The sequence below is a fragment of the Paraburkholderia sp. RL18-085-BIA-A genome, assembly GCF_046027075.1.
GTDB lineage: Bacteria > Pseudomonadota > Gammaproteobacteria > Burkholderiales > Burkholderiaceae > Paraburkholderia.
In genome coordinates this window covers 64,445-86,762 of the sequence record NZ_JARESU010000008.1, presented here as the reverse complement: position 1 = coordinate 86,762, position 22,318 = coordinate 64,445, and the positions used below count along the sequence as shown (strand labels likewise).

Annotated in this window: 27 protein-coding genes and 3 pseudogenes; 19 read left to right on the top strand and 11 right to left on the bottom strand. The window is 58.0% G+C overall.

The features are described from left to right. Nucleotides 1-139: 139 nt before the first annotated feature. Nucleotides 140-475 (bottom strand): helix-turn-helix domain-containing protein, encoded by a 336-nt coding sequence (locus tag P0D89_RS08000; protein WP_408376404.1) that lies wholly within the window; start codon nt 473-475, stop codon nt 140-142. Nucleotides 476-967: 492 nt separating this feature from the next. Between P0D89_RS08000 and P0D89_RS07995 the strand changes: the two genes are divergently transcribed. The 6 genes and pseudogenes from P0D89_RS07995 to P0D89_RS07970 all read left to right on the top strand — a co-directional run. After that, nucleotides 968-1,309, top strand: a complete 342-nt coding sequence (locus P0D89_RS07995) for a hypothetical protein (protein WP_408376403.1) — start codon at nt 968-970, stop codon at nt 1,307-1,309. Nucleotides 1,310-1,404: 95 nt separating this feature from the next. Further along, nucleotides 1,405-2,127, top strand: coding sequence for a hypothetical protein (locus P0D89_RS07990; RefSeq protein WP_408376402.1), 723 nt, complete (start codon nt 1,405-1,407; stop codon nt 2,125-2,127). Continuing rightward, complete coding sequence (locus tag P0D89_RS07985; protein WP_408376401.1) at nt 2,124-2,504, top strand: hypothetical protein; 381 nt, start codon at nt 2,124-2,126, stop codon at nt 2,502-2,504. Before P0D89_RS07990 ends, P0D89_RS07985 begins: the two co-directional genes overlap by 4 nt. A 55-nt stretch (nt 2,505-2,559) precedes the next feature. Next, the gene (locus tag P0D89_RS07980; RefSeq protein WP_408376400.1) at nt 2,560-3,186 is read left to right on the top strand and encodes an RNA 2'-phosphotransferase; all 627 of its coding nucleotides are present in this window, start codon (nt 2,560-2,562) and stop codon (nt 3,184-3,186) included. Between the two features lie 51 nt (nt 3,187-3,237). Beyond that, nucleotides 3,238-3,663, top strand: coding sequence for a putative phosphothreonine lyase domain-containing protein (locus P0D89_RS07975; RefSeq protein ID WP_408376399.1), 426 nt, complete (start codon nt 3,238-3,240; stop codon nt 3,661-3,663). Between the two features lie 99 nt (nt 3,664-3,762). After that, a pseudogene (locus P0D89_RS07970) lies at nt 3,763-4,188 on the top strand (SIR2 family NAD-dependent protein deacylase); the annotation flags it as partial. Nucleotides 4,189-4,246: 58 nt separating this feature from the next. Here P0D89_RS07970 and P0D89_RS07965 read toward each other — a convergent pair. Then, nucleotides 4,247-4,600: a hypothetical protein gene (locus P0D89_RS07965; RefSeq protein WP_408376419.1), complete on the bottom strand. Its 354-nt coding sequence runs from the start codon at nt 4,598-4,600 to the stop codon at nt 4,247-4,249. A 948-nt stretch (nt 4,601-5,548) separates the two neighbouring features. Here P0D89_RS07965 and chrA point away from each other — a divergent pair. Next, complete coding sequence (gene chrA / locus P0D89_RS07960; RefSeq protein ID WP_408376418.1) at nt 5,549-6,892, top strand: chromate efflux transporter; 1,344 nt, start codon at nt 5,549-5,551, stop codon at nt 6,890-6,892. 1,468 nt (nt 6,893-8,360) lie between these two features. Here chrA and merR read toward each other — a convergent pair. After that, nucleotides 8,361-8,777 (bottom strand): mercury resistance transcriptional regulator MerR, encoded by a 417-nt coding sequence (merR, locus tag P0D89_RS07950; RefSeq protein ID WP_408376398.1) that lies wholly within the window; start codon nt 8,775-8,777, stop codon nt 8,361-8,363. 67 nt (nt 8,778-8,844) lie between these two features. On the opposite strand from merR, the gene P0D89_RS07945 reads away from it, so the two are divergent. Genes P0D89_RS07945 through P0D89_RS07935 form a run of 3 tightly spaced genes read left to right on the top strand, consistent with a single transcriptional unit; the run spans nt 8,845 to nt 9,704 of the window. Then, nucleotides 8,845-9,195 (top strand): mercuric transporter MerT family protein, encoded by a 351-nt coding sequence (locus P0D89_RS07945; RefSeq protein ID WP_408376397.1) that lies wholly within the window; start codon nt 8,845-8,847, stop codon nt 9,193-9,195. 9 nt (nt 9,196-9,204) lie between these two features. Further along, the gene (gene merP / locus P0D89_RS07940; protein ID WP_408376396.1) at nt 9,205-9,492 is read left to right on the top strand and encodes a mercury resistance system periplasmic binding protein MerP; all 288 of its coding nucleotides are present in this window, start codon (nt 9,205-9,207) and stop codon (nt 9,490-9,492) included. Next, the gene (locus P0D89_RS07935; RefSeq protein WP_408376417.1) at nt 9,492-9,704 is read left to right on the top strand and encodes a GDCCVxC domain-containing (seleno)protein; all 213 of its coding nucleotides are present in this window, start codon (nt 9,492-9,494) and stop codon (nt 9,702-9,704) included. The genes merP and P0D89_RS07935 overlap by 1 nt, the downstream gene beginning before the upstream one ends. Before the next feature lie 52 nt (nt 9,705-9,756). Here the strand turns inward: P0D89_RS07935 and P0D89_RS07930 are convergent, their stop codons facing one another. From P0D89_RS07930 to P0D89_RS07920, 3 genes are all read right to left on the bottom strand, one after another. Further along, on the bottom strand, nt 9,757-10,371 hold the full coding sequence (locus tag P0D89_RS07930) for a class I SAM-dependent methyltransferase (RefSeq protein ID WP_408376395.1): 615 nt from the start codon (nt 10,369-10,371) through the stop codon (nt 9,757-9,759). A gap of 70 nt (nt 10,372-10,441) precedes the next feature. Then, entirely contained in the window at nt 10,442-11,095 is a 654-nt protein-coding gene (locus P0D89_RS07925; protein WP_408376394.1) for an NrsF family protein, read from the bottom strand. Beyond that, entirely contained in the window at nt 11,092-11,751 is a 660-nt protein-coding gene (locus P0D89_RS07920; protein WP_408376393.1) for a sigma-70 family RNA polymerase sigma factor, read from the bottom strand. Before P0D89_RS07920 ends, P0D89_RS07925 begins: the two co-directional genes overlap by 4 nt. 133 nt (nt 11,752-11,884) lie before the next feature. Here P0D89_RS07920 and P0D89_RS07915 point away from each other — a divergent pair, with 133 nt between their 5' ends. The 5 genes and pseudogenes from P0D89_RS07915 (at nt 11,885) to P0D89_RS07895 (ending at nt 14,597) form a co-directional block, all read left to right on the top strand. Further along, entirely contained in the window at nt 11,885-12,205 is a 321-nt protein-coding gene (locus P0D89_RS07915; RefSeq protein ID WP_408177513.1) for a BufA1 family periplasmic bufferin-type metallophore, read from the top strand. Nucleotides 12,206-12,221: 16 nt separating this feature from the next. Further along, complete coding sequence (gene bufB, locus P0D89_RS07910; RefSeq protein ID WP_408376392.1) at nt 12,222-13,112, top strand: MNIO family bufferin maturase; 891 nt, start codon at nt 12,222-12,224, stop codon at nt 13,110-13,112. Next, complete coding sequence (locus P0D89_RS07905; protein WP_408376391.1) at nt 13,084-13,899, top strand: HvfC/BufC family peptide modification chaperone; 816 nt, start codon at nt 13,084-13,086, stop codon at nt 13,897-13,899. The genes bufB and P0D89_RS07905 overlap by 29 nt, the downstream gene beginning before the upstream one ends. Beyond that, nucleotides 13,896-14,378 (top strand): DoxX family protein, encoded by a 483-nt coding sequence (locus P0D89_RS07900; RefSeq protein WP_408376390.1) that lies wholly within the window; start codon nt 13,896-13,898, stop codon nt 14,376-14,378. The genes P0D89_RS07905 and P0D89_RS07900 overlap by 4 nt, the downstream gene beginning before the upstream one ends. Before the next feature lie 4 nt (nt 14,379-14,382). Continuing rightward, nucleotides 14,383-14,597 (top strand): annotated as a pseudogene (locus P0D89_RS07895) (GDCCVxC domain-containing (seleno)protein). A gap of 39 nt (nt 14,598-14,636) precedes the next feature. Here the strand turns inward: P0D89_RS07895 and P0D89_RS07890 are convergent. Both P0D89_RS07890 and P0D89_RS07885 read right to left on the bottom strand, forming a co-directional pair. Then, nucleotides 14,637-15,188, bottom strand: a pseudogene (locus tag P0D89_RS07890) (YncE family protein); the annotation flags it as partial. A gap of 100 nt (nt 15,189-15,288) precedes the next feature. Next, the gene (locus tag P0D89_RS07885; protein WP_408376389.1) at nt 15,289-16,350 is read right to left on the bottom strand and encodes a DMT family transporter; all 1,062 of its coding nucleotides are present in this window, start codon (nt 16,348-16,350) and stop codon (nt 15,289-15,291) included. A 149-nt stretch (nt 16,351-16,499) separates the two neighbouring features. Here P0D89_RS07885 and P0D89_RS07880 point away from each other — a divergent pair, with 149 nt between their 5' ends. From P0D89_RS07880 to P0D89_RS07865, 4 genes are all read left to right on the top strand, one after another. Next, nucleotides 16,500-16,775 (top strand): metal/formaldehyde-sensitive transcriptional repressor, encoded by a 276-nt coding sequence (locus P0D89_RS07880; protein WP_408376388.1) that lies wholly within the window; start codon nt 16,500-16,502, stop codon nt 16,773-16,775. A 12-nt stretch (nt 16,776-16,787) separates the two neighbouring features. Next, nucleotides 16,788-18,065, top strand: a complete 1,278-nt coding sequence (gene dmeF, locus P0D89_RS07875) for a CDF family Co(II)/Ni(II) efflux transporter DmeF (RefSeq protein ID WP_408376387.1) — start codon at nt 16,788-16,790, stop codon at nt 18,063-18,065. A 3-nt stretch (nt 18,066-18,068) separates the two neighbouring features. Continuing rightward, nucleotides 18,069-18,287 (top strand): DUF1289 domain-containing protein, encoded by a 219-nt coding sequence (locus P0D89_RS07870; protein ID WP_408376386.1) that lies wholly within the window; start codon nt 18,069-18,071, stop codon nt 18,285-18,287. A gap of 95 nt (nt 18,288-18,382) precedes the next feature. Further along, nucleotides 18,383-19,588, top strand: a complete 1,206-nt coding sequence (locus tag P0D89_RS07865; RefSeq protein ID WP_408376416.1) for an MFS transporter — start codon at nt 18,383-18,385, stop codon at nt 19,586-19,588. 217 nt (nt 19,589-19,805) lie between these two features. Here the strand turns inward: P0D89_RS07865 and P0D89_RS07860 are convergent, their stop codons facing one another. From P0D89_RS07860 to copM, 3 genes are all read right to left on the bottom strand, one after another. Then, nucleotides 19,806-20,426, bottom strand: coding sequence for a cation diffusion facilitator family transporter (locus tag P0D89_RS07860; RefSeq protein WP_408376385.1), 621 nt, complete (start codon nt 20,424-20,426; stop codon nt 19,806-19,808). 73 nt (nt 20,427-20,499) lie between these two features. Next, nucleotides 20,500-21,804, bottom strand: a complete 1,305-nt coding sequence (locus P0D89_RS07855) for an Nramp family divalent metal transporter (RefSeq protein WP_408376384.1) — start codon at nt 21,802-21,804, stop codon at nt 20,500-20,502. Nucleotides 21,805-21,869: 65 nt separating this feature from the next. Then, nucleotides 21,870-22,268, bottom strand: coding sequence for a CopM family metallochaperone (copM, locus tag P0D89_RS07850; protein WP_408376383.1), 399 nt, complete (start codon nt 22,266-22,268; stop codon nt 21,870-21,872). Nucleotides 22,269-22,318: the final 50 nt, after the last annotated feature.

Genomic DNA, 22,318 nt, shown 5'->3' with positions numbered 1-22,318 from the left:
AAGTTGTGCACACGGGGAAGTGGCGTAGGACTTGTCTGACCAGTTGGGTTGATTTTGAGACGCCATCGTCGCGCGTCGTTGATACCGGCCGCTCAACGTCGCCGCGGATAGACCAGCAAATGCTATTTCGGCCAGAGGGTCAGCCTGCGTCGCGTCGCGGCTTTCTTACTAAATCAACGTCGACAGATTTCTTGCGTCCCGTTTTTATCGGGGTGGGCAACTCTTTGTGTTCGGTTAGCAGTTGGACCTCGCTGACTCCAAGCGCTAAAGCCAACGAGACCAAGGTATCGAGCGTCACGCTCGCGAGGCCGCGCTCAATCTGACCGACTTGAGTGCGATGCAATCCCGCGCGCTGCGCCAAGGTCTCTTGGGACATGCTCTGTTTGCCGCGGAATAGCTTCAGGTTTGTCGACAGCCGCTGCCTGACTGCCGCGTGACGCGAGATTGAATTGTCTGCCATATGGGGCAGGAGCATCAATCATCCTGCCGACGAAATCTACAGTGTGTAAAGTGGCAGTTTATAAACTGGCAGTCTTTACACTTCATGTTTTTCATTTTAAACTATCAATGCTGCAGTTACTTCTAGCCAACGGGCGGCCTGGAGCCTTAGCGACGTTGCATGCGTCTCCGTTTAACTGACCTCGCAAAGGTCGCAAACCTTTGTAGCAAAGTTGGCACTAACGGGGGTTTTCTTGGTATACCGGCCCCGCCCAGTTGCTGCGGTGAGCGGTTTCGCGATGGGTTGACAGCGGGCGACTGGGTCTCGTGCGACTAGCCTATAGGCAGAAGCAATTTTCCGCGGGGGACCGCTTAACGCGCGACGAACTGTTAACTAGCACAACGTTGATGTTGTCGCGACGACCGTCGACGCCCTCTAGGCAAGGTTTGCATGAGGGAAGGATGACACCGCAAAGCAGCGCCTCAAAGCCAGCAAAAGTGGCGCGCGCAAGCAACCAAGGAGATTTTGATGGCCCGTCAGCCCGTTCCTCTGGCCGCAGTCGAGTCCGATGTCTATCTCTCGCGTTGGAGAATTTTCGAGACCGATGATGGTTTGCAGCGTCTCGTCGGCTACGACTCCGTCGACCGGGGACGCGTGAGTTCTGCTCTCGTCACGTTCAACCAGGAAACGATGCGCGTCCAGGTGAGCGATGGTCTTATCTACCAACTCCTTGGCGAGCCTGGAAACTTTTGGGATGTTATCGATACCTGGGACATCTGGTTTCACACCATCACCCGCGGACAGGGGGGCGCCGTTAAAGATGTGACAGAGCAGATGCGCGGAAAATCTGCGGGGGACGACGATGCCTAGCGTTCGCATGTAGTTGCACGCGCGGCGGAGAGATGCAGTGGCGATTCGACTCTGCACCCATAGCACCCAGCCTCGCTTAAGTAAAAGGAATGGCCATGCCGCCTCGGTCTACGCGTGAGACGAAGAACGACACATTACTCAATGAAGAGTGGATACAACATATCCTACGTCGCGCCGTCGTCGCCGCTATCCTGTGCGACCCGAAAATCATTGAAACGATGCTGCAAATCCCTGATGCAGCGCTCGGCCGACTCTTCAAGAATCATCTCTGTGAAGCCATGGGCATAGCTACGGTATACGGAATTGACCTACCGGCGCTTCGAGAGGAAGAAGAGAATCTTCGAAAGCGCGTCGAACGCGCGTCGAAGGGTACACCGGAACATGAGCCTTTGCCAGGGGCTAATAAAGCGAACGCTGAGCGCTATCCGCTCGTGATTCAAGGCAAAGTGCTTCGAACTCACGACTTTTGCAACGCTGCCGGCATCACAGAAAAGAAGCTGGATAGGCTTGTCGCTTCTGGGCGAATGTTCCGCCTCTTCTTTGGCGCCGAGTCGTACTATCCAGCCTTCTTCCTCGCGCCCATGATTTTCCGTGACGACTTCAGAAAAGTCATTCGTAGTCTTGGCGAGATTGACTCATGGACAATGTTCGACTTCTTCACGACACCCGTTAAGACGTTGGAAGGTGACACGCCACTCCAACGACTTTCGGTCGAAGATGTCAAATCGGTTGTGAAAGAGGCCGCGACCTTTGCGCAACAATATGTGCAGCTTTTCCATAGGCACGAGACCTCAGGTTCTAACGTCCGCCGGTCATGAAAGAACTGCTGGCCTTCGCCGTCAATAGCTCCGCACTTCTGGTCGTGCCGGCAGTCGCGTTCGTACTCAGCTTGGTCATGCTGCGCATCAAAAAGAGATACGTGAACGACGGGATTTTGTTCGGGTTCAAGCCTACCGTGGAATGCGACCGCCGCGCATCACAAGAGGGAAATGAGATGAACTCGAGTACCGATATTGACCTTGAGATTGCGCTTCGCAAGTTCCATGAATTGGGCTTGGCGGACGGGGACTTGGGATATGCATATTGGTATAAAGTCGGGCAGCTACTCAAAGGAGCGGCTGGCATGCAAGCGCAAATCGACGCGCTCAGCGAAGAGTTGGAACAGTTGCGCGCCACGCGGCAGAAAAGGAATTGAAACTGATGCTTGGTTCTGCTCCTAGTTTGGGACACTCCCGCGGATGCATATCTACATGAACATGAACGCCGACGAGCATCTGACGACAGACCACGTCGCGGTTAGCAGACTTCTTTCGAAGATTTTGCGACATGAACCCGAGATGATTGGCATCCGGCTCGACAGTCAGGGCTGGGTATCTGTCGACGAACTGATACTCGCAATCGAACGCGCTGCGCGTACCGCGGGTGCGTCAAAGAGGTTGAGAACGATGCCAGCAGTTACGAGAGACGTCATTCTGGCGGTCGTCGCGACGAGCGACAAACAGCGCTTCTCACTATCCGCAGGCGGCGAGCGAATACGCGCGGCGCAAGGTCACTCGATAGAGGTGAACCTAGGCTATGCCGCAATAGAGCCCCCGGCCATTCTGTATCACGGCACCGCGTGGAGCAACTGGGCGAGTATCAACGTTGAAGGATTGACACCTCGAATCAGGCACGCCGTCCATCTGAGCACGAACATCGACACGGCAACGCGAGTAGGTGCTCGCCACGGGTCACCATTGGTTCTCGTCGTGGACGCTTCGCAGATGTACGTCGATGGGCACGCCTTCTCTCGCTCGGATAACGGCGTTTGGCTTACTTCGGTAGTTCCGCCTACATACCTGTCTCAATTAAAACATGATGAGCGCGGGCAGAAGTGATGACAGCGTGTGCTCAGCGAGACCCAAGACATTCTTCGCAACCGACTTGAAATGAACAAGCAATCGCGTCTTGAAGAGCTGCTATTGAGTAGGTCCGAGCGCCCCTCGGAAGACTTCAGTCGGAGCTGGCAGATGAGGAAATCCCCTAGCTGCGGCATCATCCGCTCGGGACCTACAACCGGCAAGTGGTGCATTTTCGCGGCTTCATCCGATGTCGACCAGGCATGGGCGAAAATCAAATGCGCCGTTGAGGGCGACAACCTATTGTTTGCGAAGGTATCGACGGCTCTGCGCAGCATGGGTCGTGATAGTCACGTCATTTGCGTGTACACGCAAGATTGGACAGACAAACAAGACCTCTTGCACGTACGTGAAGTGTTACGGTCGCTGGGCTTTATCGGCGAGCTCCGGTACAAGCGTGACATCGACACCCTGAAGAGAATTTACGGCCCTGACGAATGGTATCTACGCGCGTAGCAGCGGTTGAACTCGCGTGGCGACGTGGCGTTGCTGGCCCCGCCCGCACCGTCGACTTTGTATCGCGCCACACCCTCTTGCACAAAGACGCTTACACAGATGACTGATTTGCGAGATGGAAAGCTTGAGAAAGCAGCCGGCTGGCTGCGGGACGCCGACGGACTTCTCATCACTGCTGGTGCCGGCATGGGCGTCGACTCCGGCCTTCCTGACTTTCGCGGTCGAGATGGCTTCTGGCGCGCTTACCCAGCGCTTCGACACCGAGGTCTTTCGTTCGAAGATATGGCAAACCCCGCGATGTTCGCGGAGCATCCGAAACTGGCTTGGGGTTTCTACGGACACAGCCTCAAGCTTTACCGTGAAACCGTCCCGCACGAGGGCTTCGCGATTCTGCGTCGGTGGGCGGACCGCATGTCGCGTGGCGCATTCGTGTTCACGAGCAATGTTGATGGGCAGTTCCAGAAGGCCGGGTTCTCCGAAGACCGAGTCCACGAATGCCATGGGTCGATTCACGCACTGCAATGCTTGGATGGCGACCTAACTAAATACCGGAGCCGCCCACGACGGTGTATCAAACAGTTACTCAATCATCTTGAAACTCACTCGCGCTCCGTTCGTTCAGACATTTCTGCCAGCGTTGCGTGAGGAGGGCCACAGTGAAGGAGGCTCGAAGTGGAACTGCCGGAAGTTCGGAAATTTCGTCGGACTGCAAGGGGCCGCCCTCCGCCAATGCCACCATTCCGTCCCAGACAAAAGCGTCAGGCTCCTCTCCGTTGCCAAACCACTCGTGGTATTCGAAAGGTTCAGTATTTGTTGGCATGTCAAAGACGCCAAACGTGAGACATTCCTGACCCGCGCAGCCACTCTCGAACAATACAGGAACGCACCCTGCTTTTTTCCACATGTCGATGGCTTCCCAGACTTCCGGGTCAGACATGTCGACCAGCCAATACAGTTCTACGTCTTTAACCCGCAGTCGAATGAAAACGCTTGCAGCGAAACTCGTAGCACCCGAACGTTAGACAAGCCTCTTCGTGGCCGCTGGCCATGAGGTCCGTTATAGAGGTTGGCGCCGGGCATGTGAGAACTGGCGTGGTTTGCCCCAATTTTTCCAGCTTGCGCGGTCCGGGCTCAAAAAGCCAAAGAGGCACTAACGTACCGAAGTTCTCACATCGAACATGTATGTCAATCTTGCTCATTCGTTATCTCCATCGCTCTCATATCTTGAATGACTTCATTCGTATAGCGTTTTTTATAGATGATGATTTGCCAGAAGAAGAAAGCACGAGTGAAAATCAAGGACATTTTCGGGTGTACGGGTGCGCGGCGCCTCGCGATACTCCGGATGAACATCGACACTCGAAAGCAGTGCCTTCGGACAGGGGCGCCTGGCGATTGGTGACTCCCTGGCTGCCCTGTGTACAGCTTCAAAAAAAAGCTCTTCGAGCGAATCTGCTTTGTGCCGCATACCCATTTTCCGTGTGTGAAGGTCAAGTAAATCGTGGGTGATTGCTTCATGTCGTTTTGTGGTCGTTGTCGACGACCCGACCTCTGGAACTGTCCGCTCTGCTCGCGAAAGGCTTGGCCCACGCGGGACCGTGTTCGTCCAAGACATCAAACTCTCCAATCGCTGCTGCAGACAACTCGCTCGGACGCTGCCTCAATGTAATGCCGGCCCATCACTGTTGCGTCGCCGTAGGCAGGCGGACCAACTCCTGGAAGAAGGCCGAAGCATGCAAGTAGAATAAGTCATCTATCGACAGTAAAACCGCGAACGTTCTGTGGTGCCGCCACCGAGGTATCGGCACACCGCTGAACATTCAATCGCAAGCTGAAGCATTCGGAGTTTCAAGTGCAACAAAGTCAACTGGAGCCAGGTAACGAAATGAGCAATCAGCGCATTGAGGCGCTCGAGTCGGTAACCTTCGGCCAGGCGCTTTGGTACTGGCTCAAGCTAGGCTTTGTCAGCTTCGGAGGTCCCGCCGGGCAGATTGCCATCATGCATCAGGACCTGGTCGAGCGAAAACGCTGGATTTCTGAAAAGCGGTTCCTGCACGCATTGAACTATTGCATGGTTCTTCCCGGACCAGAGGCGCAGCAGCTCGCCACCTACATCGGTTGGCTGATGCATCGGACGTGGGGCGGCATAATTGCAGGAGGACTCTTCGTTCTTCCGTCCCTCTTCATCCTGATAGGACTTTCCTGGGTCTACATGACCTTCGGCAGCGTCCGGGCCGTAGCAGGCGTGCTTTACGGTATAAAGCCGGCGGTCACGGCCATCGTGGTCTTCGCTGCATACAGGATTGGCTCCCGCGCACTGAAGAATGCGTGGCTGTGGTCAATTGCTGCGGCGGCATTCCTTGCCATATTCGTAGCCAACGTCCCGTTTCCGCTCATCGTCCTGGTGGCCGGCATCATTGGTCACTTTGGGGGTAAGTACGCTCCATCCAGATTCGTGGTCGGCGGAGGACACAAGTCGGGTGACAAGGCGTTTGGTCCCGCATTCCTTGACGACGACACGCCCACCCCTCGACACGCGCTCTTCACATGGAAGCGATTCACTGTCGTGCTTGCGGCCTTCATGCTCATATGGCTCGCGGCCATTGCGGCACTTTCGCTTGTATACGGCTGGACGGGAACGCTTACGCAAATGGCCTGGTTCTTCACGAAAGCCGCCCTGCTCACTTTCGGGGGCGCGTATGCGGTGTTGCCGTACGTTTACCAGGGTGCCGTCGATAACTACCACTGGTTGACCGGACCGCAGATGATAGATGGCCTGGCGCTCGGAGAGACCACGCCCGGACCACTCATCATGGTGGTTTCCTTCGTCGGCTTCGTTGGTGGCTGGACCAAGGCAGTGTTCGGACCGGATGCAATATTAGCCTCTGCTATCGCCGCATCCATCGTCGTGACGTTCTTTACGTTCCTGCCGTCATTCCTGTTCATTCTACTCGGCGGTCCCTTCATCGAAACGACTCACGGTAATCTGAAATTTACTGCGCCGTTGACAGCCATCACATCCGCTGTGGTTGGCGTCATCGTGAACCTCGCCGTGTTTTTCGCCCTACACGTGTTGTGGCCACATGGCATGCAGGGCGGATTCGAATGGCCCTCGCTGCTTATAGGTGTGGCTGCCGGTATCGCGCTGTTCCGGTTCAAGGTCGGGGTGATACCGGTCGTGCTCACATGTGGTGTCATCGGACTCGCACTGAGACTGTTTGCTTTTTGAGGGACCTTTCACCAGCACCAGTCGCCGATGCTGCTCACGCCGCCGCACGCCAATAGAAGACCAGATAGCCTTCCACTGTTTTCCGCGCGTCAATGGATAGCCCGCTGCGGTCACTGGCCATTGCGCAGACTGCTTGAAGTGATGGTTTGGGGCGGCCGCTGCTCGCGCACGCGGAAAGACGTGGCGCGCGTGGCCGCGACCACAAGGTACGCGAACGGAAGGTTCTCACCGCTGCGATTGCAGCCAGCGGAGCCTTTTGCTTTGCCATCAAATCGTTACGCTGCATGCCAGCAAGTTATCCACAGCGTTGCCAACAAAAATTGGGGATAACTTGGACGGTGCGGGGAAGGAGCCGCATGCAACACCCCGCGGGTGTTGTGGACCTCCGCTCAACCATTGCTCCTAGCGGTGCGCTCGGGTAAGTGTGCCGTTGATGACCTTCTTGTAATTTCACGTTCATCCGTACGCCATGCAAACCTCTCTATATTTTGCTGTGCCCGCTGTTTCGGCGTACACAGTTAAGGAGAAGGGAATGAAGTGGCCACATGGTGGCGTGCCGTCCTTAGGCTTGGTATTGAGCGCGAGAAAATCGAAGATTCAACTCACAGCAAGCATTATTTCGATGGTAACGGCTATCGCAACCACTTTCGTTACTCCCCACTCCCGCTACATGTCTTACCCTCAGCATCCTTCGGGAGAAAACCGTGCGTAAGTTAATTGCGTTGCTCGGTGTGGCAGCGAGCCTGGGTGGGTGCGTCGTCGCCCCAGGATATGGAAACGCTCAGCCATACGAGTCGGTCTACGGCTATCCCTCGTACGGGCCTGAATTCGGGACCTGCAGTTTTTGGAGCGACTGCGGTGGCTGGGGCGGCTATCACTGGCACGGCGACCGTTGGCACGGCGGACATGAAGTTGGACACGAGGGCGGACATGGAGGTGGACACGGCCATGGAGGCGGGCATGGAGGCGGGCATGGAGGTGGAGGTGGGCATGGCGGCGGCCACTGACACGTTTTCCTCGTCGGACTCTATACGGCCGCTCCCATTTTTCTTTGAATCTATTCAAAGGGATTAAGGGGCGCGGGTCACCGGCCTTTCATCGGCTGCTTTTCAGCATGTCGTGTACCTGTCGTCAGGGGCACCGCTACGGCGCCCGCGTTCGCCGAAAACGACTACGGTCAAGCATCTTCCAATCGGGTTATCACCTCGTCTGGCGCGGATGCGGAAACCAGCAGTTGAACAGCGGTGCACCGACATACTTCGCTCCCCAGACGGCCACTCACGAAAAAACCCGAGAACAGGTGTATCAAGAACTGCTTCATGCAGAACGGCAAGGCCTGGCTCCGTCGTGCCGTTACGACTATCCGCCAGGCGCGAGAACCCTCGAGCGCAATCGCAAGCGATACGCCGCTGCGCACAGCGGGTCCGTCACGGCGAACAAACTAAACGGACCAATACGGCAGGTTGTATCAACTGTCGTGAGTGCGTTCGCCGCCGTCCATGAGTGCGTCGATGAGCGGGCACGAAACCTTGCCTTTCGACGTCGAGCAGCGTTGTACCAGCTTCGCCAATGCGGCTTCCAGCATAGATAAATCCTGTATGCGCTGGCGTACGTCGGCAAGCTTGTGTTCGGCGATTGCGCGCGCAGAGTTGCACGTCTGGCCGTCGTGCAGGGATAACAGCGCCTCTAATTCATCCAGCGAGAATCCAAGCGATTGGGACCGCTTGATGAAACATAATCTCGTCAGCACGGCCGTCGGATATCGCCGAATGCCACCTGCGGGACGGGGTGGTGTCGGCAGTAACCCTCGACGATGGTAATACCTCACTGTTTCCACATTAACCTCTGCCGCTTCCGCCAACTGTCCGATGGTCATCTCTTGCATGGCGCGCTTGACTCCGCACTTGGGTGCGCACCTAGACTAAGCTCAAACAGTCCTCAAAGGAAGTGTCATGCGACCTCGCTGGTCAACTACCGGCCCCGTGCTTGCAGGAGCCGCTGCCGCGCTCGGGGCATCGGCTTGCTGTGCGGGGCCCTTGCTCCTCGTTGTGCTGGGACTGGGCGGCGCCTGGGGCTCACACCTGACCGCATTGCGGCCGTTTCAACCCCTATTTGTCGCCATATCCATCGCCTTTTTCGCGGTCGCTTTCCGTAGGCTCTACGCCAGGTCCGAAAAATGTACGGCGGGCGAAGCCTGCGCGGCGCCTTCGGCGCGACATCGGCAGCGCTTCATTTTCTGGGTCGTGATGCCGGCCGCGCTCGCGCTGATTTCGTTCCCCCTGTATGCGCCGCTCTTCTATTGAGAATCTGCCATGAAGAAACTGATTGCTGTGCTCGTCACGACGGCGCTGACCGCGTCCGCGGCGCTGGCCGAGGGACTTCGCACGGTTACCCTTGACGTCACAAACATGGATTGCGCTGTGTGTCCGATTACGGTTGGCAAGGCACTTGAGAAAGTGCCCGGCGTGACCTCGGCCAAGGTCGACTTCGCAAGCAAGCGCGCGGAGGTGGTATTTGACCCGAAGAAGGCTTCAGTCCACGCGTTGACGAACGCCACAGCCGATGCTGGCTATCCGTCTCACGTAAAGCAGGTGCCGTGATGGCCGCAGTCGTGCTGGATTCGAGCATCAGGTGTCCGGCGTGCGGGCACATGAAAGAAGAGACGATGCCCACCGACGCCTGTGTGTGGTTTTTCGAATGCGAGCATTGCAAGACTGTGCTCAGACCGAAAGCCGGTGACTGCTGCGTGTACTGCTCGTACGGCACGAACAGGTGCCCGCCGATGCAGCAGTCCGGTACCTGCTGCGCCTGACCAGGTTCACGCAATTGGTCAGGCGCGACGCCGAGGCGGGTCAACCTGACAGTCACAGTTTCCGGAAGCTGCAGTAAAGAAACTGCTGGCTGGAACCAGCCGGCGTGTGGTGGTCCTCGAGTCTGCTTGTGACCAGTTCAAAACCTGGACCAAATTCGTCGGAGAGCTGCTGAACGTCGTATCGCCTGACATCGAGCCCGCTGCACCTGTTTGGTCCCAGTGGTCCAAATGTGGCAACTACAACGCGGCCACCCTGCTTCAGTGTTCTCGTCAGCAGGCGGATGTAGGCGTCTCGTTGCGATGGCTCCGTCAGGAAGTGGAAGACGGCGCGGTCATGCCACACGTCGTATCGGTGCTCAGGCAGGTCGACCACCATAATGTCGGATTCGACCCACGTTACCTGCCCGGCGATAGAGCCCAAACGCTGTTTCGTCGTATCGAGAGCGACGGCGGACATATCGAGCACGGTCAGGTTTCGATATCCACGCTGAAGCAAATCATCGACCAGCGTCGACTCTCCTCCACCCACATCAATAATGGCTGCGTTCCGGTCCGACACGGCTTCGCAAATCAGCGTCAGCGAGACGTCAAGGTGCGGTCGATACCAGCTGACTGCATCGGGGGCCTTCGACCGGTAAACGTCTTCCCAGTGCTGTTTGCTGTCCATATTGCATCCTTAAACGCCGCACCTTGTCTTGAGGACCTTTCTTTGGCGCTAATGCGGGGGTACCCAAGCTTCAGCGTTGCGCCACCCAGCCTAAAAGTCGCTGACCATACCAGCCGCTCAGCGACAGATAAAGCCCGGTGACGCCAAGGTTCCACAGCAATATCATCACCGTTGCGTCGAGCGGGTGGAGAATCGACAGCGCTACCGCGGTTATTGCAGCGACCGCGAGACTGCCTGCCATCGTGACCGGGCCCGGTGACAGTCGAGCGACGTGGCGCAGCATAATCAGCATCGCGAGCGATAGCGGCGTACCGACCAATACCAGGGTAGCGAAGCATCTGGCCGTTTCGCCGACGGACATGCCTTCCGGTCCAATCGTGACCCAGTTGGTCAGGCAACCGTAGCCAATGGTAGCTACCCAGGCGAGAAAGGCCGGTACGGGCAACAGAAGCCAATGGCGGGACCTGCCTGGCACGCTGGCAACAAATGCCGCCGTGGCGGCCAGAATACCTGTTGCCACGGCTGCAGCTACGCCGGTGGCGAAGAGAGGCTGATGCAGTTTGACCGCCAGGTCGGCACGCACCCCATGCGCGATGCCGACGAAGAGCATCACAGCCGCGGCAAACAACAACCAGCATGCAGCTCTCGCCACAGGGGGACGCAGACGCCGGACCGGTGTTGCGTCCGCGACCAGCACGTCAATCAGGTCGGAGGTCCGGGTCATGATTTGCTACCTCGCTGCTGGAACATTTCCCGCAATCGTTTCATTGCCCGGTGAGTGGCTACCTTCAACGCTGCAACCGACGTTCCGCTTGCGGCCGCGGCCTCGAGCAAAGACATTTCTTCGAGCTTGAGCATGCGCATCGCGTCGCGCTGTCCCACAGGCAATTGCTCGATAGCTTCTCTCACCAGACGGGCGTTCATGGCCTCTTCCTGTAAGTTCGCTCCATCAGCAGCAAAGGTTTCAAGCTCGTTTTCCGCTGAAGATTCATGTGCGCAAACGCGTCCCCTCCGACGCAGACCGTCGACGATGCGTCTGTTTGCAATTGCGACCAGCCACGGCCCGAACGGACGGGAAGGGTCGTACGTGCGGCGGACTGAGTGCACGGTGAGCAGCACATCCTGAACCGCGTCCTCAATGTCATCGGCATTCCGGATGTGCCGTGCCGCAAGCGCACGAAGATACGGGGTTATGTCCTGGAGCAGCCGACGATAGGCTTCCTGGTCGCCGGTCTGCGCGCTGGCCATGGTGATGGACCAGTCCATTTTGCCGTCAGCACGGCTGGCAACCGGCGCGGCCTGACCGTCCGGGGCGAACGACTCCAGGTCCTCGCTTTCGGAACCTGAAACCGGACTGGGTGGGTGTGGATGGTGGGGCATGCGGAAATTTTGTGGCCCGGACGATAGATTGTCACGCAGAAAAAGTTTGCCCGGGACGTAACCTTTTGGTGTGGCCGGCCGAACTTCCCTATACGGCCGCGATGTCGGGCCGCAACCCTCAGGAGCAAGCGTGATGAACAAACATGTTATGGCCGCCTCGACCTTGTCGTCGGCAATCGGCTTGGCACTTGCCATGCAGGTAGTACCGGTCCAGGCCCAGACCATGAAGGATATGAGCGGAAAGCCGCAAGTTGTGAAGGACAACATGGCCCGGATGGAGGCGAACAAACTGGAGAAGTGCTACGGCATCAATGCCGTATCGAAAAACGACTGCGCTGAAGGAGCCCATTCCTGTGCCGGACAATCTACGCAGGCACGCGACCCCAAGTCCTTCGTTCTGCTGCCCGCCGGCGATTGCAGCAAAATCCAGGGCGGCAAGCTGAAGCCGGCTTGAGCGAAGGGGAATGGTCATGGATGCCGCTTCTGAAGCCTCGCAATATGCACATGGCGTGATTCCGGCGTGCGCCGGGGTCGGGCTGCGCTTTCGCCACCATCACGAGGTCGTTGAAGGGCATCCGCCCGCCGCCTGGTTCGAGGTGCATACAGAGAATTACATGGGAGGCGGGAGCGCGCCAGCTTACCTGGATGCCATCCGCCGGAACTATCCAATCTCGCTTCACGGCGTAGGCCTTTCATTGGGCAGCGCCGAAGGGATGGATGTCCGGCACCTGGAGCGTGTGCGCGACGTCATCAAGCGTGTCGAGCCAGGACTGGTTACAGAACACCTGTCCTGGAGCATCAACGGCGGCATCTATCTCGCCGACCTCTTGCCGCTCCCCATGACGGAAGAAGCGTTGAACATTGTCTGCATGCACGTCGACCAGGCCCAAGCCCACCTGCAGCGGCGGATTTCGTTAGAGAATCCATCGACCTACCTACGTTTCCGCCACTCAACCATTCCCGAATGGGAATTTCTCGCCGAGGTCTCGCGGCGCACGGGGTGCGGCATTCTCTGCGACGTCAACAATATCTATGTCAGTGCCAGCAATCACGGCTGGAATGCGCTGACCTATCTCGATGCTCTGCCGGCGGACTCAGTTACCGAGGTTCACCTGGCCGGCCACAGCGTCCGACAGCTTGACCAAGGACAGATAATTCGCATCGACGACCATGGCTCGCGCGTCGTACCTCCGGTGTGGGACCTGTTCGAACAGGCCCTCAAGCGCTTTGGACCCGTTCCCACGCTGATTGAATGGGACACCGATGTCCCGGCGCTTGAGATTCTGATGGAAGAAGCCGCGATTGCAGAGGCCGCTATTGAGAGGCAGCGAAATGACAATCTGTGCACCCACGCTGCTTGAGTTGCAATGCGCGGTCCGCCGGGACGTGCTTGGGCTTGCCGATGGCGACGCATCTGGGTATGTGGTACCCGACGGCCTGGTTCCGCACGCGCGGCTCGCCATCTATCGAAATACGGCGAACAGCACGCTGCTTACAGCATTGCGGCTGACCTATCCAGCCGTGCAGGCTCTGGTCGGGTCCGAATTCTTCGAAGGCGCGGCTCGACTTTTTATTGAGCAATGCCCACCGTCGAGCGCTCAGCTAGACAGCTACGGCGAGTCGTTTCCGGAATTTCTGGCGCGGATGCCGGAAGCGGCATCTCTTGTCTATCTGCCAGATACGGCACGACTTGAATGGGCCGTGAATGAGGTGCTGCACGCGCCGGACGCAAAGCCGCTTGACTTGCGGCGGCTTGAGCATTTCGACACAGTCGACATGCACGCCGTAAGACTTTTGCCGAGTTCTGCCGTGCGGGTACTTGAGTCGTCCTTTCCCGTCGATGCCATCTGGCACGCGGTGTTGTCCCGGGACGATAGCGCATTGGCAAACATCAATCTGGCCGCTGACCCGGTCTGGTTGTATGTCCGCCGAGGGCCTTCGGGTGTCGAGGTGAACCGGATGGCAGAAGGACAATGCCGGTTCACGGCTGCCTTGCTTGCGGGGCGCCCCTTGCATGATGCCCTTGTCGACGTGCCGGACGCTGAGCCATCTGTCTGGCTTGCACACCTTCTTGCATCTGGATGTTTTGTCGACATCTGCCTATCAAACGAAGCATCCAGCCAAACAATTGGGAGGCAAGTCACATGATGCCGGATTCCCAATCCGCTCATCGCAGTTCGAGACTGACTGACCGCGTACGACGCGCCGTCGGGTGGCTGGAGCGGGTGCCGCACACGGTTCTCGCGCTTCCACTGAGGCTCGCTGTTGCCACGGTCTTCTGGAACTCGGCGATGACCAAACTGGCCGACTGGAATGCCGCGCTCGAGTTATTCAGGGAGGACTATCGACTGCCGTTGCTTCCTCCCGAGCTTGCAGCCTACCTGGCAGTGTCTATCGAACTGACAACACCTGTTCTACTTGTGCTCGGCCTGGCGACGCGACCCGTTGCGTTGGTCCTGCTCGGCATGACAACTGTTATCGAGGTGTTCGTGTATCCGCAAGCATGGCCTACGCACATCCAGTGGGCCGCGATGCTGCTGGTTCTGCTGTGCCGAGGAGCCGGCAAATGGTCATTGGACTACCTGGTACGCAGGCGTTTTAGTAGCCGCCCAACATCAAACGTATAACGCGATGAATGCGATTGTTCTGGAGTCGACCATTACGTGTCCAGTGTGCGGACATAAGAAGAGCGAGACCATGGCCGCCGACGCGTGCGTCTGTTTTGCGCACGCGAACATTGGAAAATCCTGCTCAGGCCGAAACCCGGAGATTGCTGCGTGTACTGCTCATACGTCACCAACCGGTGCCCTCCGATGCAGCAGCCAGGCTCCTGCTGCGTTGACTGACCCCGGATGGGCTTTGGCGCCTTCCTGGTCCGAACGAAGTCAGGCGGCCCCATGGCGCACGGGCTCCAGAATACGCAGCATCGTCCGGCCCTCCAGGTTCTTGAGTGGGAAGTAGGCGCGGTGTGTCTCGAGGTCTATCGCCACGACATGCGCGTTTGGGCCGACATGACCATCACCCAGTCTTGAGACCGCGCTGCGTTCTACCCGAAACATTGAGACGACGTCTGCCTCAGCGGTGACGTACAACAGGTGAAGTGAAGGGTCGTAAGCGAGGACATCCGGGTCCTTTCCGACCGCAAATGACGATGCCACGCGCATCGTGCGAATGTCGAGAACGACGAGCCGGTCGTTTCCCTCGCATGCGATGAAGGCCACCCTCTGGTCGGCATCTATCAGCAGCCCGTGGTTGCCGCGGGCGCCCGGCACGTCAATCCTCCCGACTATCTGGTCCGTAGTCGGGTCGATTTCAAACAGCTGATTCCGCGTCTGGACGTTGACGAAGATGTGCCTTGAGCTCAGGTCATACTGCGTGTTGCCTGCCCCTCCTCCGAGCGAAATGGTCGCGATTCGTCGGCTTGATGTCACGTCGATGGATTGGGGGCCGATGGCCCCGATGACAAACCGAGGTCCGACTTACCGGCGCAGAACGCACCGGCCGTCGAGCTTTCAAAGCGAAGATTCGCTTCCGTCGTCAATGGATATGCCGATGGTGGATGTCGGGAAAGTGCGCATGCGTGTGAGTAACAGGCGCGTGCTGATGAGGATGCGTGTGGGGCTCCTCACCGTCCCACTCAAACTCGTGCGTGTGCTGATGGTGCTCGTCGTGCCGGTGCCGATGGTTGTGGCTCAGAACCTCGTGAGTGTGCGGATGTTCATGCCGCTCACGAACATGAAGCCAGATTCCCAAAGCCATGAGCACGGCCGCAATCCAGAAAGATAACGATGGCACCTCGGGCCAGAGGAAAAGCGATAACGCGACGCCGAATACTGGGGCGACAGAAAAATACGCGCCGGTTCGAGCAGTACCGAGATTTCGCAGGGAGACGACAAAAAGAACCAGGCTCACGCCGTAGCCAGCGAAGCCAATGAGCATGGCAGCCGCCATCTTCCCGACGCCTGGCAGATGTGCGCCAAGAAGCAGCGCAATGCAGAGATTGACTGAGCCGGCGACAAGACCTTTCAGGCAGGCTATGACCATCGCGTCGTTCGCCGACACCTTCCGCGTCAAATTATTGTCGACTGCCCAGGCAACGCAGGCTGCGGCGACGAGCAGTGCACCAAGCGAGACGGCAGTGTCGCCAGGCTGCCACGAAAGGACGACGCCGCCTGCCACTATCGCGACCATCCCAAGAAATATCTGGACGTCGACGTTCTCGCGGAATACAACCCAGGCAATCACCGCCGTGAACACGCCTTCAAGATTCAGTAGTAGGGAACTGGTTGCAGCGGGAGTTGTGCTGAGACCGAGCATCAGCAGCGCAGGTCCGGCCACCCCGCCCGCTGCGATTGCCCCGAGAAGCCAAGGCACTTCGGCGACCTGAATCCGGCTTTCGTTCTGGCGCTCTCCAGTCGTGCGGCGGAGGCGCTGAACAAGAATTCCGACGGCAAGACCGACGCCACTTCCTAGGTAAAAGAGGCCTGCGACCATGAAAGGCGACAGCGTGCCAAGCAGCGTCTTGGCGAGCGGAGTCGTCGCGCCGAATAGCGCGGCTGCTAGAAGTGCGGTGAAAGCGGCGTTGTGACGTGCGTTCATGGATTGACGGCTGCAAACATTAACCGGGTTTGGGAAAGTATCTAGCGAAATCCGCGAGTACGGAGAAGTTAGCGCAAACAACCAATAGCCCCACCCCCTATGATAGACTTTGACAATTATATACCCCGGTGGGGTATTTGGAGGGTGCGATGAGTCATACGGTGCAGGAAAAACAGAAGCTCCTTAACAGGGTCCGCCGTATCAAGGGGCAGGTTGAAGCCATTGAGCGGGCGCTGGAGGATGAGCATGGCTGCTCAGATGTCCTGCAGCGAATTACGAGTTGTCGCGGCGCGATGAATGGCCTCCTTGCCGTCGTACTGGAGGACCATATCCGGAATCACCTTGTCGATGCAGAAAGCGGCGAGGAGCCTGGTGACAGCGCGACCGAACAGCTCATCGAAGTTGTTCACAGCTATTTCAAGTAATTAGGGTTGGAAATGAGTGATTTCAAAGACGCCGCGTTTGGCGCAGGGCATGACCACATCTTTCTAGGGGCCGGTCATGAAAAAAATGAACGCAAGACGTGGGCTGTGATTGCGCTGTGCAGCGCGATGATGCTGATTGAAATCGTTGGCGGCAGTATGTTCGGCTCGCTTGCGCTTGTCGCCGACGGCCTGCATATGTCGACGCATGCTGGAGCAATGCTGATTGCGGCGCTGGCGTACACCTACGCGCGCAAGCACGCCACCGACTCCCGCTTCGTGTTTGGTACCGGCAAGCTCGGTGACCTTGCAGGGTTCACGAGCGCCATCGTGCTTGCGATGATTGCATTGCTGATTGGCTACGAGGCGGTGTCGCGTTTTCTGTCGCCGGTACCCATTCACTTCGACGAAGCGATTCCTATCGCGGTGGTCGGCCTGCTGGTCAACCTGGCAAGCGTGTGGCTCCTGAGCGGAGGCGACCACGGCCATAGCCATGGTCATAGTCACGGACACGGCCATGGTCACGACGACCATGCTCATGAAGACGAGGTGCAGACGATTTTCGCGCCGTCTGGTGTGTTTGCCGTATCCATCTTCGAGGATGACGTACCGCCCGTTTTCCGGATTACGCCGGCGACGAAGGGTTCACGACTGGACGCGTCAGCAGTAAGCGTGATAACGGTGCGACCCGATGGCACGCAGCAAGTATTTACGCTTGCGGAACGTGACGGCTATCTGGAATCGAAGGAAGTCATTCCTGAGCCGCATGCTTTCAAGGCCATCGTGCGGATGCCGGACGGCAAGCACGAAGTCGAGTTCGAAGAGCATGAGCACGGCCGCGACGTGCATGAAGCAGCGACCCGGGACCACAACATCCGGTCGGCCTACATCCACGTGATGGCTGACGCGGCGGTATCCATACTGGCTATTATTGGCCTCGTACTGGCACGCGCATTTGGCTGGCTCTGGATGGACCCGCTCGCTGGTGTCATTGGCGCGCTGGTAATTGCAAACTGGTCGTACGGCTTGATGCGAGACACGGGCGCAATCCTGCTCGATATGAATCCCGACCGGCGTATGGCCGAGAACGTCCGGAACGCTATCGAGGACCGTGGCGACAAGGTCGTCGACCTGCACGTATGGCGGGTGGGTCCGGGTCACATGAGCGCCGTGGTGTCGGTGGCGACGGGTGAACCCCAGCGTGATTCGCGCTTCTATCACGCGGTGCTCGAGCGCTTCAAGGGGCTGTCGCATGTCACCGTTGAAGTGCAACCTTCACACGCGGCGCCCTGACCCATGGCAGTCAAGTCGCCGTGCATCGATGTGTGTGCCTTCGATGGCAAGACCAAATTGTGCGTTGGGTGTTTTCGCACGCTCGATGAAATTCGGGCTTGGAAGAAGATGACCGACCACCGGCGCCATCAGGTGATTAACGACCGGGCGCGGCGGCAGGCCAAGCTGCACCTCGAATCGCCAGCGTTGTCAACCGAGCAACCGCGAACGCCGGACACCTGAATCCACAAGGAGTGCCGTCTCAGCTTCATTCTCGTGACTGGCTTCAAACCCCTGGGCGACAGAACCGCACCGGCTCATTGGGAAATATGGGTTCCATGCAGACTGAACAGCGAGTCAGTGTTCTAAGGAAAATTCCGCGAAGCGTCTGGGTACTTGGCTGTGTCAGCCTGTTCATGGATGTGTCGTCCGAAATCATCCACAGTCTGTTGCCGATGTTCTTGATGGCAAGTCTCGGTGCCAGTGCAACGACGATTGGCCTCATCGAAGGAATCGCTGAGGCGACAGCCCCTATCGTCAAGATGTTCTCAGGGACCCTCAGCGACTATCTCGGCAATCGGAAGTGGCTCGCAGTTGTTGGGTACGGGCTGGGTGCGCTAAGCAAACCGCTTTTCGCTTTGGCGCCGACTATCGGAATCGTAGTGACCGCGCGCATTGTGGACCGGATGGGCAAAGGCATCCGAGGCGCGCCGCGCGATGCGCTCGTGGCCGATGTCACGCCATTGCATCTGCGTGGTGCGGCATTCGGGCTTCGTCAGTCTCTGGACACCGTCGGCGCGTTCCTTGGGCCACTGCTGGCCGTTGTCATCATGCTGGTGTGGGCAGATAACTTCCGGCTCGCTTTCTGGCTTGCCGTCATTCCTGGACTGCTAGCCGTCGCCCTGTTGACCTTTGGCATCGAAGAGCCGGTGCGGGAGCCGGGCGCAAAACGGGTCAATCCGTTTCGCTGGGACAGCATCAGGCAGCTCGGCACCAGCTACTGGTGGGTGGTCGTCGTGGGTGCCGTATTCGCGCTGGCTCGTTTCAGTGAAGCTTTCCTCGTACTACGCACCATGGGAAGTGGCGTGCGGATTGCCCTGGTTCCGCTCGTGATGGTCGCATTGAACGTCGTTTATGCGCTCTCGGCGTATCCGTTCGGGAAACTTGCCGACACGATGAGCCACACAAGGTTGCTGGTCGCGGGCGTCGCTATTTTGATTGCATCGGATGTGGTGCTCGCACATGGCACGCACTGGAGCGTTGTGCTCGCGGGGGTGGCGCTATGGGGTCTGCACATGGGGATGACCCAAGGGTTGCTCGCCACGATGGTCTCTCACACCGCGCCTGCGCAACTGCGCGGCACCGCGTTCGGTTTCTTCAACCTGCTCAGCGGCATCGTTACGCTTGTGTCCAGTGTTATCGCCGGTGCCTTGTGGGACCGCCTGGGTGCAGCCGCCACGTTCTACGCGGGAGCAGGTTTCTGCGTCCTGACCATCGCGTTGCTTTTGTTCGGTCGGACGCAGGACACTACCGCGGGTCGCTGAGCCAGAGCGCTTGCAGAGAAGGCAGAAGCTCTATTTCCGCCTTGCCAGACGTAGGGCAAACAGCAATAAGGAGTGTCTGCAACGGCTGTCACGGCATGTTGATGCACCTGCGGGGCGTTCCAAAGAAGCGGCTCGGCTGTCCGGGTAGTACCTCACGTGCTTTCGTTTCTCGAGACCTGCGCCGAATGAGTAGCCGTCGGAATGAATAGCGACGCCGTCATTGTTCAGAAAACGCGGCATCGCTTTCGCCGGGATTGCGCGACTGCTGCCAAATCTCAACGGCCTCCTTCGCCACGTATATGCCGATGGCAAGACCGACGACCAAATCGGCATAACGCCATCCGGTCGCCAGGACCACCAGGCCGGACGCAAGAACGCCGAAATTTGCCACCACGTCAGCGCGCGTACATATCCAGCTGGCTCGCATATGGACTTCGCCTTCCCGGTACTGTGCAAGCATCCGCAGGACCGTAACGTTGACGCAGAGCGATAAAATGGAAAACCCAACCATTGCGGCACCAAGCGGGTCGCTTCCGAAGAAAAATCGGCGAATGACGTCGGCGACGATACCGACGCTCAGGAGCATGAGCGTTGCGCCGGTCCAGCGAGCCGAGTACTGCTTGAATCGCAGGCCCCTTGTCACCGCCATGAGGCCGAGTCCGTACGCGGTCGCGTCGGTGAGCATGTCCAGCGCGTCGGCCATCAATCCGCTTGACTGAGCCCAAAGGCCGGCCGCCATGCCGACTACGAACATGGTGGCGTTCAACCCCAACGGGATACGAAGCGTCTTCCCTTCTTTTTCGCTGTTCGCCGATGCGTGGCTGCAATCGCAAGACATAGTCAGTTCTCCGGTCCCCTGACGCTCGCTTCCATTCTAGTCCCCATGTAGTCCGACGCCTTTCAAGCCGTGATTACCCAGGAAGCGCTACCCCGAACGTTTGCAGCAGCAAAAACGCATTGAGAGACAGGACAATAGCGGCTGCTATCGTGGCCAGTATGGTAGTGAACGTGCGGTTCTTGCGAACGCCCATAATGTCCTGTCGACAACTGAACCATAGCAGCGCCATCATCGGAAACGGCAAGGCAAGACTCAACACGACTTGGCTGATGACGAGCGCATTGGTCGCGTTCACCCCGAAACCAACAACGACAAAACTGGGCACCATTGTCACGACCCTTCGCACCCAAAGCGGGATACGAAAGCCAATGAAGCCCTGCATAATCATCTGGCCAGCCATCGTGCCCACGACCGAACTTGATATCCCGGAGGCGATTAGCGCAAGGAGAAAAATGCCTGCAGCGCCAATGCCCAGCAGCGGTGCCAGTGTGTGATATGCCGTCTCGATTTCGGCGACATCAGGGTGTCCGTCGTGGAATGCGCCAGAAGCCATGATGACCATGGCCATATTGATAAGACCGGCGGTGGCCAATGCGATGACGACCTCGAGGTTCGAATACGCGAGCAGCGTGGTGCGTTCAGCTTCTGTCTTTGGGAGCACGCGACTTTGAGTCAGCTCCGAATGGAGAAACAGCGCGTGTGGCATGACTGTCGCGCCAATAATGCCGACAGCAATAGTGAGCGCCTCTGAATCCGGAAGACGCGGTGAGAACGTATGAACGAAGACTGCCGGCCACGCAATTGGCACGATGAATAGCTCGGCCAGGTAGGACAAGCCAATCACTCCGACCAGTCCACCAATTGCCAGCTCGAGTGGACGGAAACCCGCGCGCTCAAACAACAGAAGCGCATAGGTCACGAGAGCGGTGACCACCATGCTGACAAACAACGGCATGTGGAACAACAGTGACAGGCCGATTGCTCCGCCCAGAAACTCGGCCAAATCCGTGGCCATGGCGGCCACCTCGCTTACGCCCCACATGAGAAGGACAAGGGGCTTCGGGAAGTGTTCGCGGCAGAGCTCAGCGAGGTTTTGCCCGGTCACTATCCCGAGCTTCGCTGAAAGCGCCTGAAACAGCATGGCTATCAGGTTTGCCAGTAGCACAACCCAGAGGAGCGTATAGCCGTACTTCGCGCCGGCCTGAATGTTCGTCGCGAAGTTCCCCGGGTCCATGTAGGCGATTGAGACGACCACCGCCGGGCCGAAAAATGGCAGGAACACCAGCGCGCCTCGACCTTCGAGCCGCTCCCGCATCGCCGACGTGGTTTGCTCCGTCAGGGTTTTACGTCTGTCCTTGCGACGAGCACGGTCGTCCATTGCCACTCCAGCCTGTCACCGGCTGCACGCACTGCACGTCAGCAGCCTGTCTGCGCATTACAACATCATTCGCCAGCGTGCTTGGCCTGCCACTTCTTCATGTACGCAATTTCCTCATTTTGTGCCTTGATGATGCTCTTGGCCAGTCGCTTCATATCGGGGTCCTTGCCGTACTTCAGTTCCACCTTCGCCATATCGATGGCGCCTTGATGATGGGGAATCATGTGCGCCACGAAGTCCTTGTCGGTGTTGCCACCGTATGGGGGGGCGCTCATCTCCTTCATCATCTTTTCATCCGCTTCCTTGAACGCTGGCGTTGACGGACTTGAGCCAGTGTCAGCCGAACTGGACATATTCATTCCAGGCATGGATGCACTCTGCTGGGCGTTTGCGGGGAGTGCTGCAATGGCCAATGCGGCAGCTGCGCCGATAGACGAGACTCGTAGGGCAAAAAGGCTCTTCATCTTCAATCTCCTTTTACGAAGGGTCATTCTCTGTGGCGATGATGTTGATG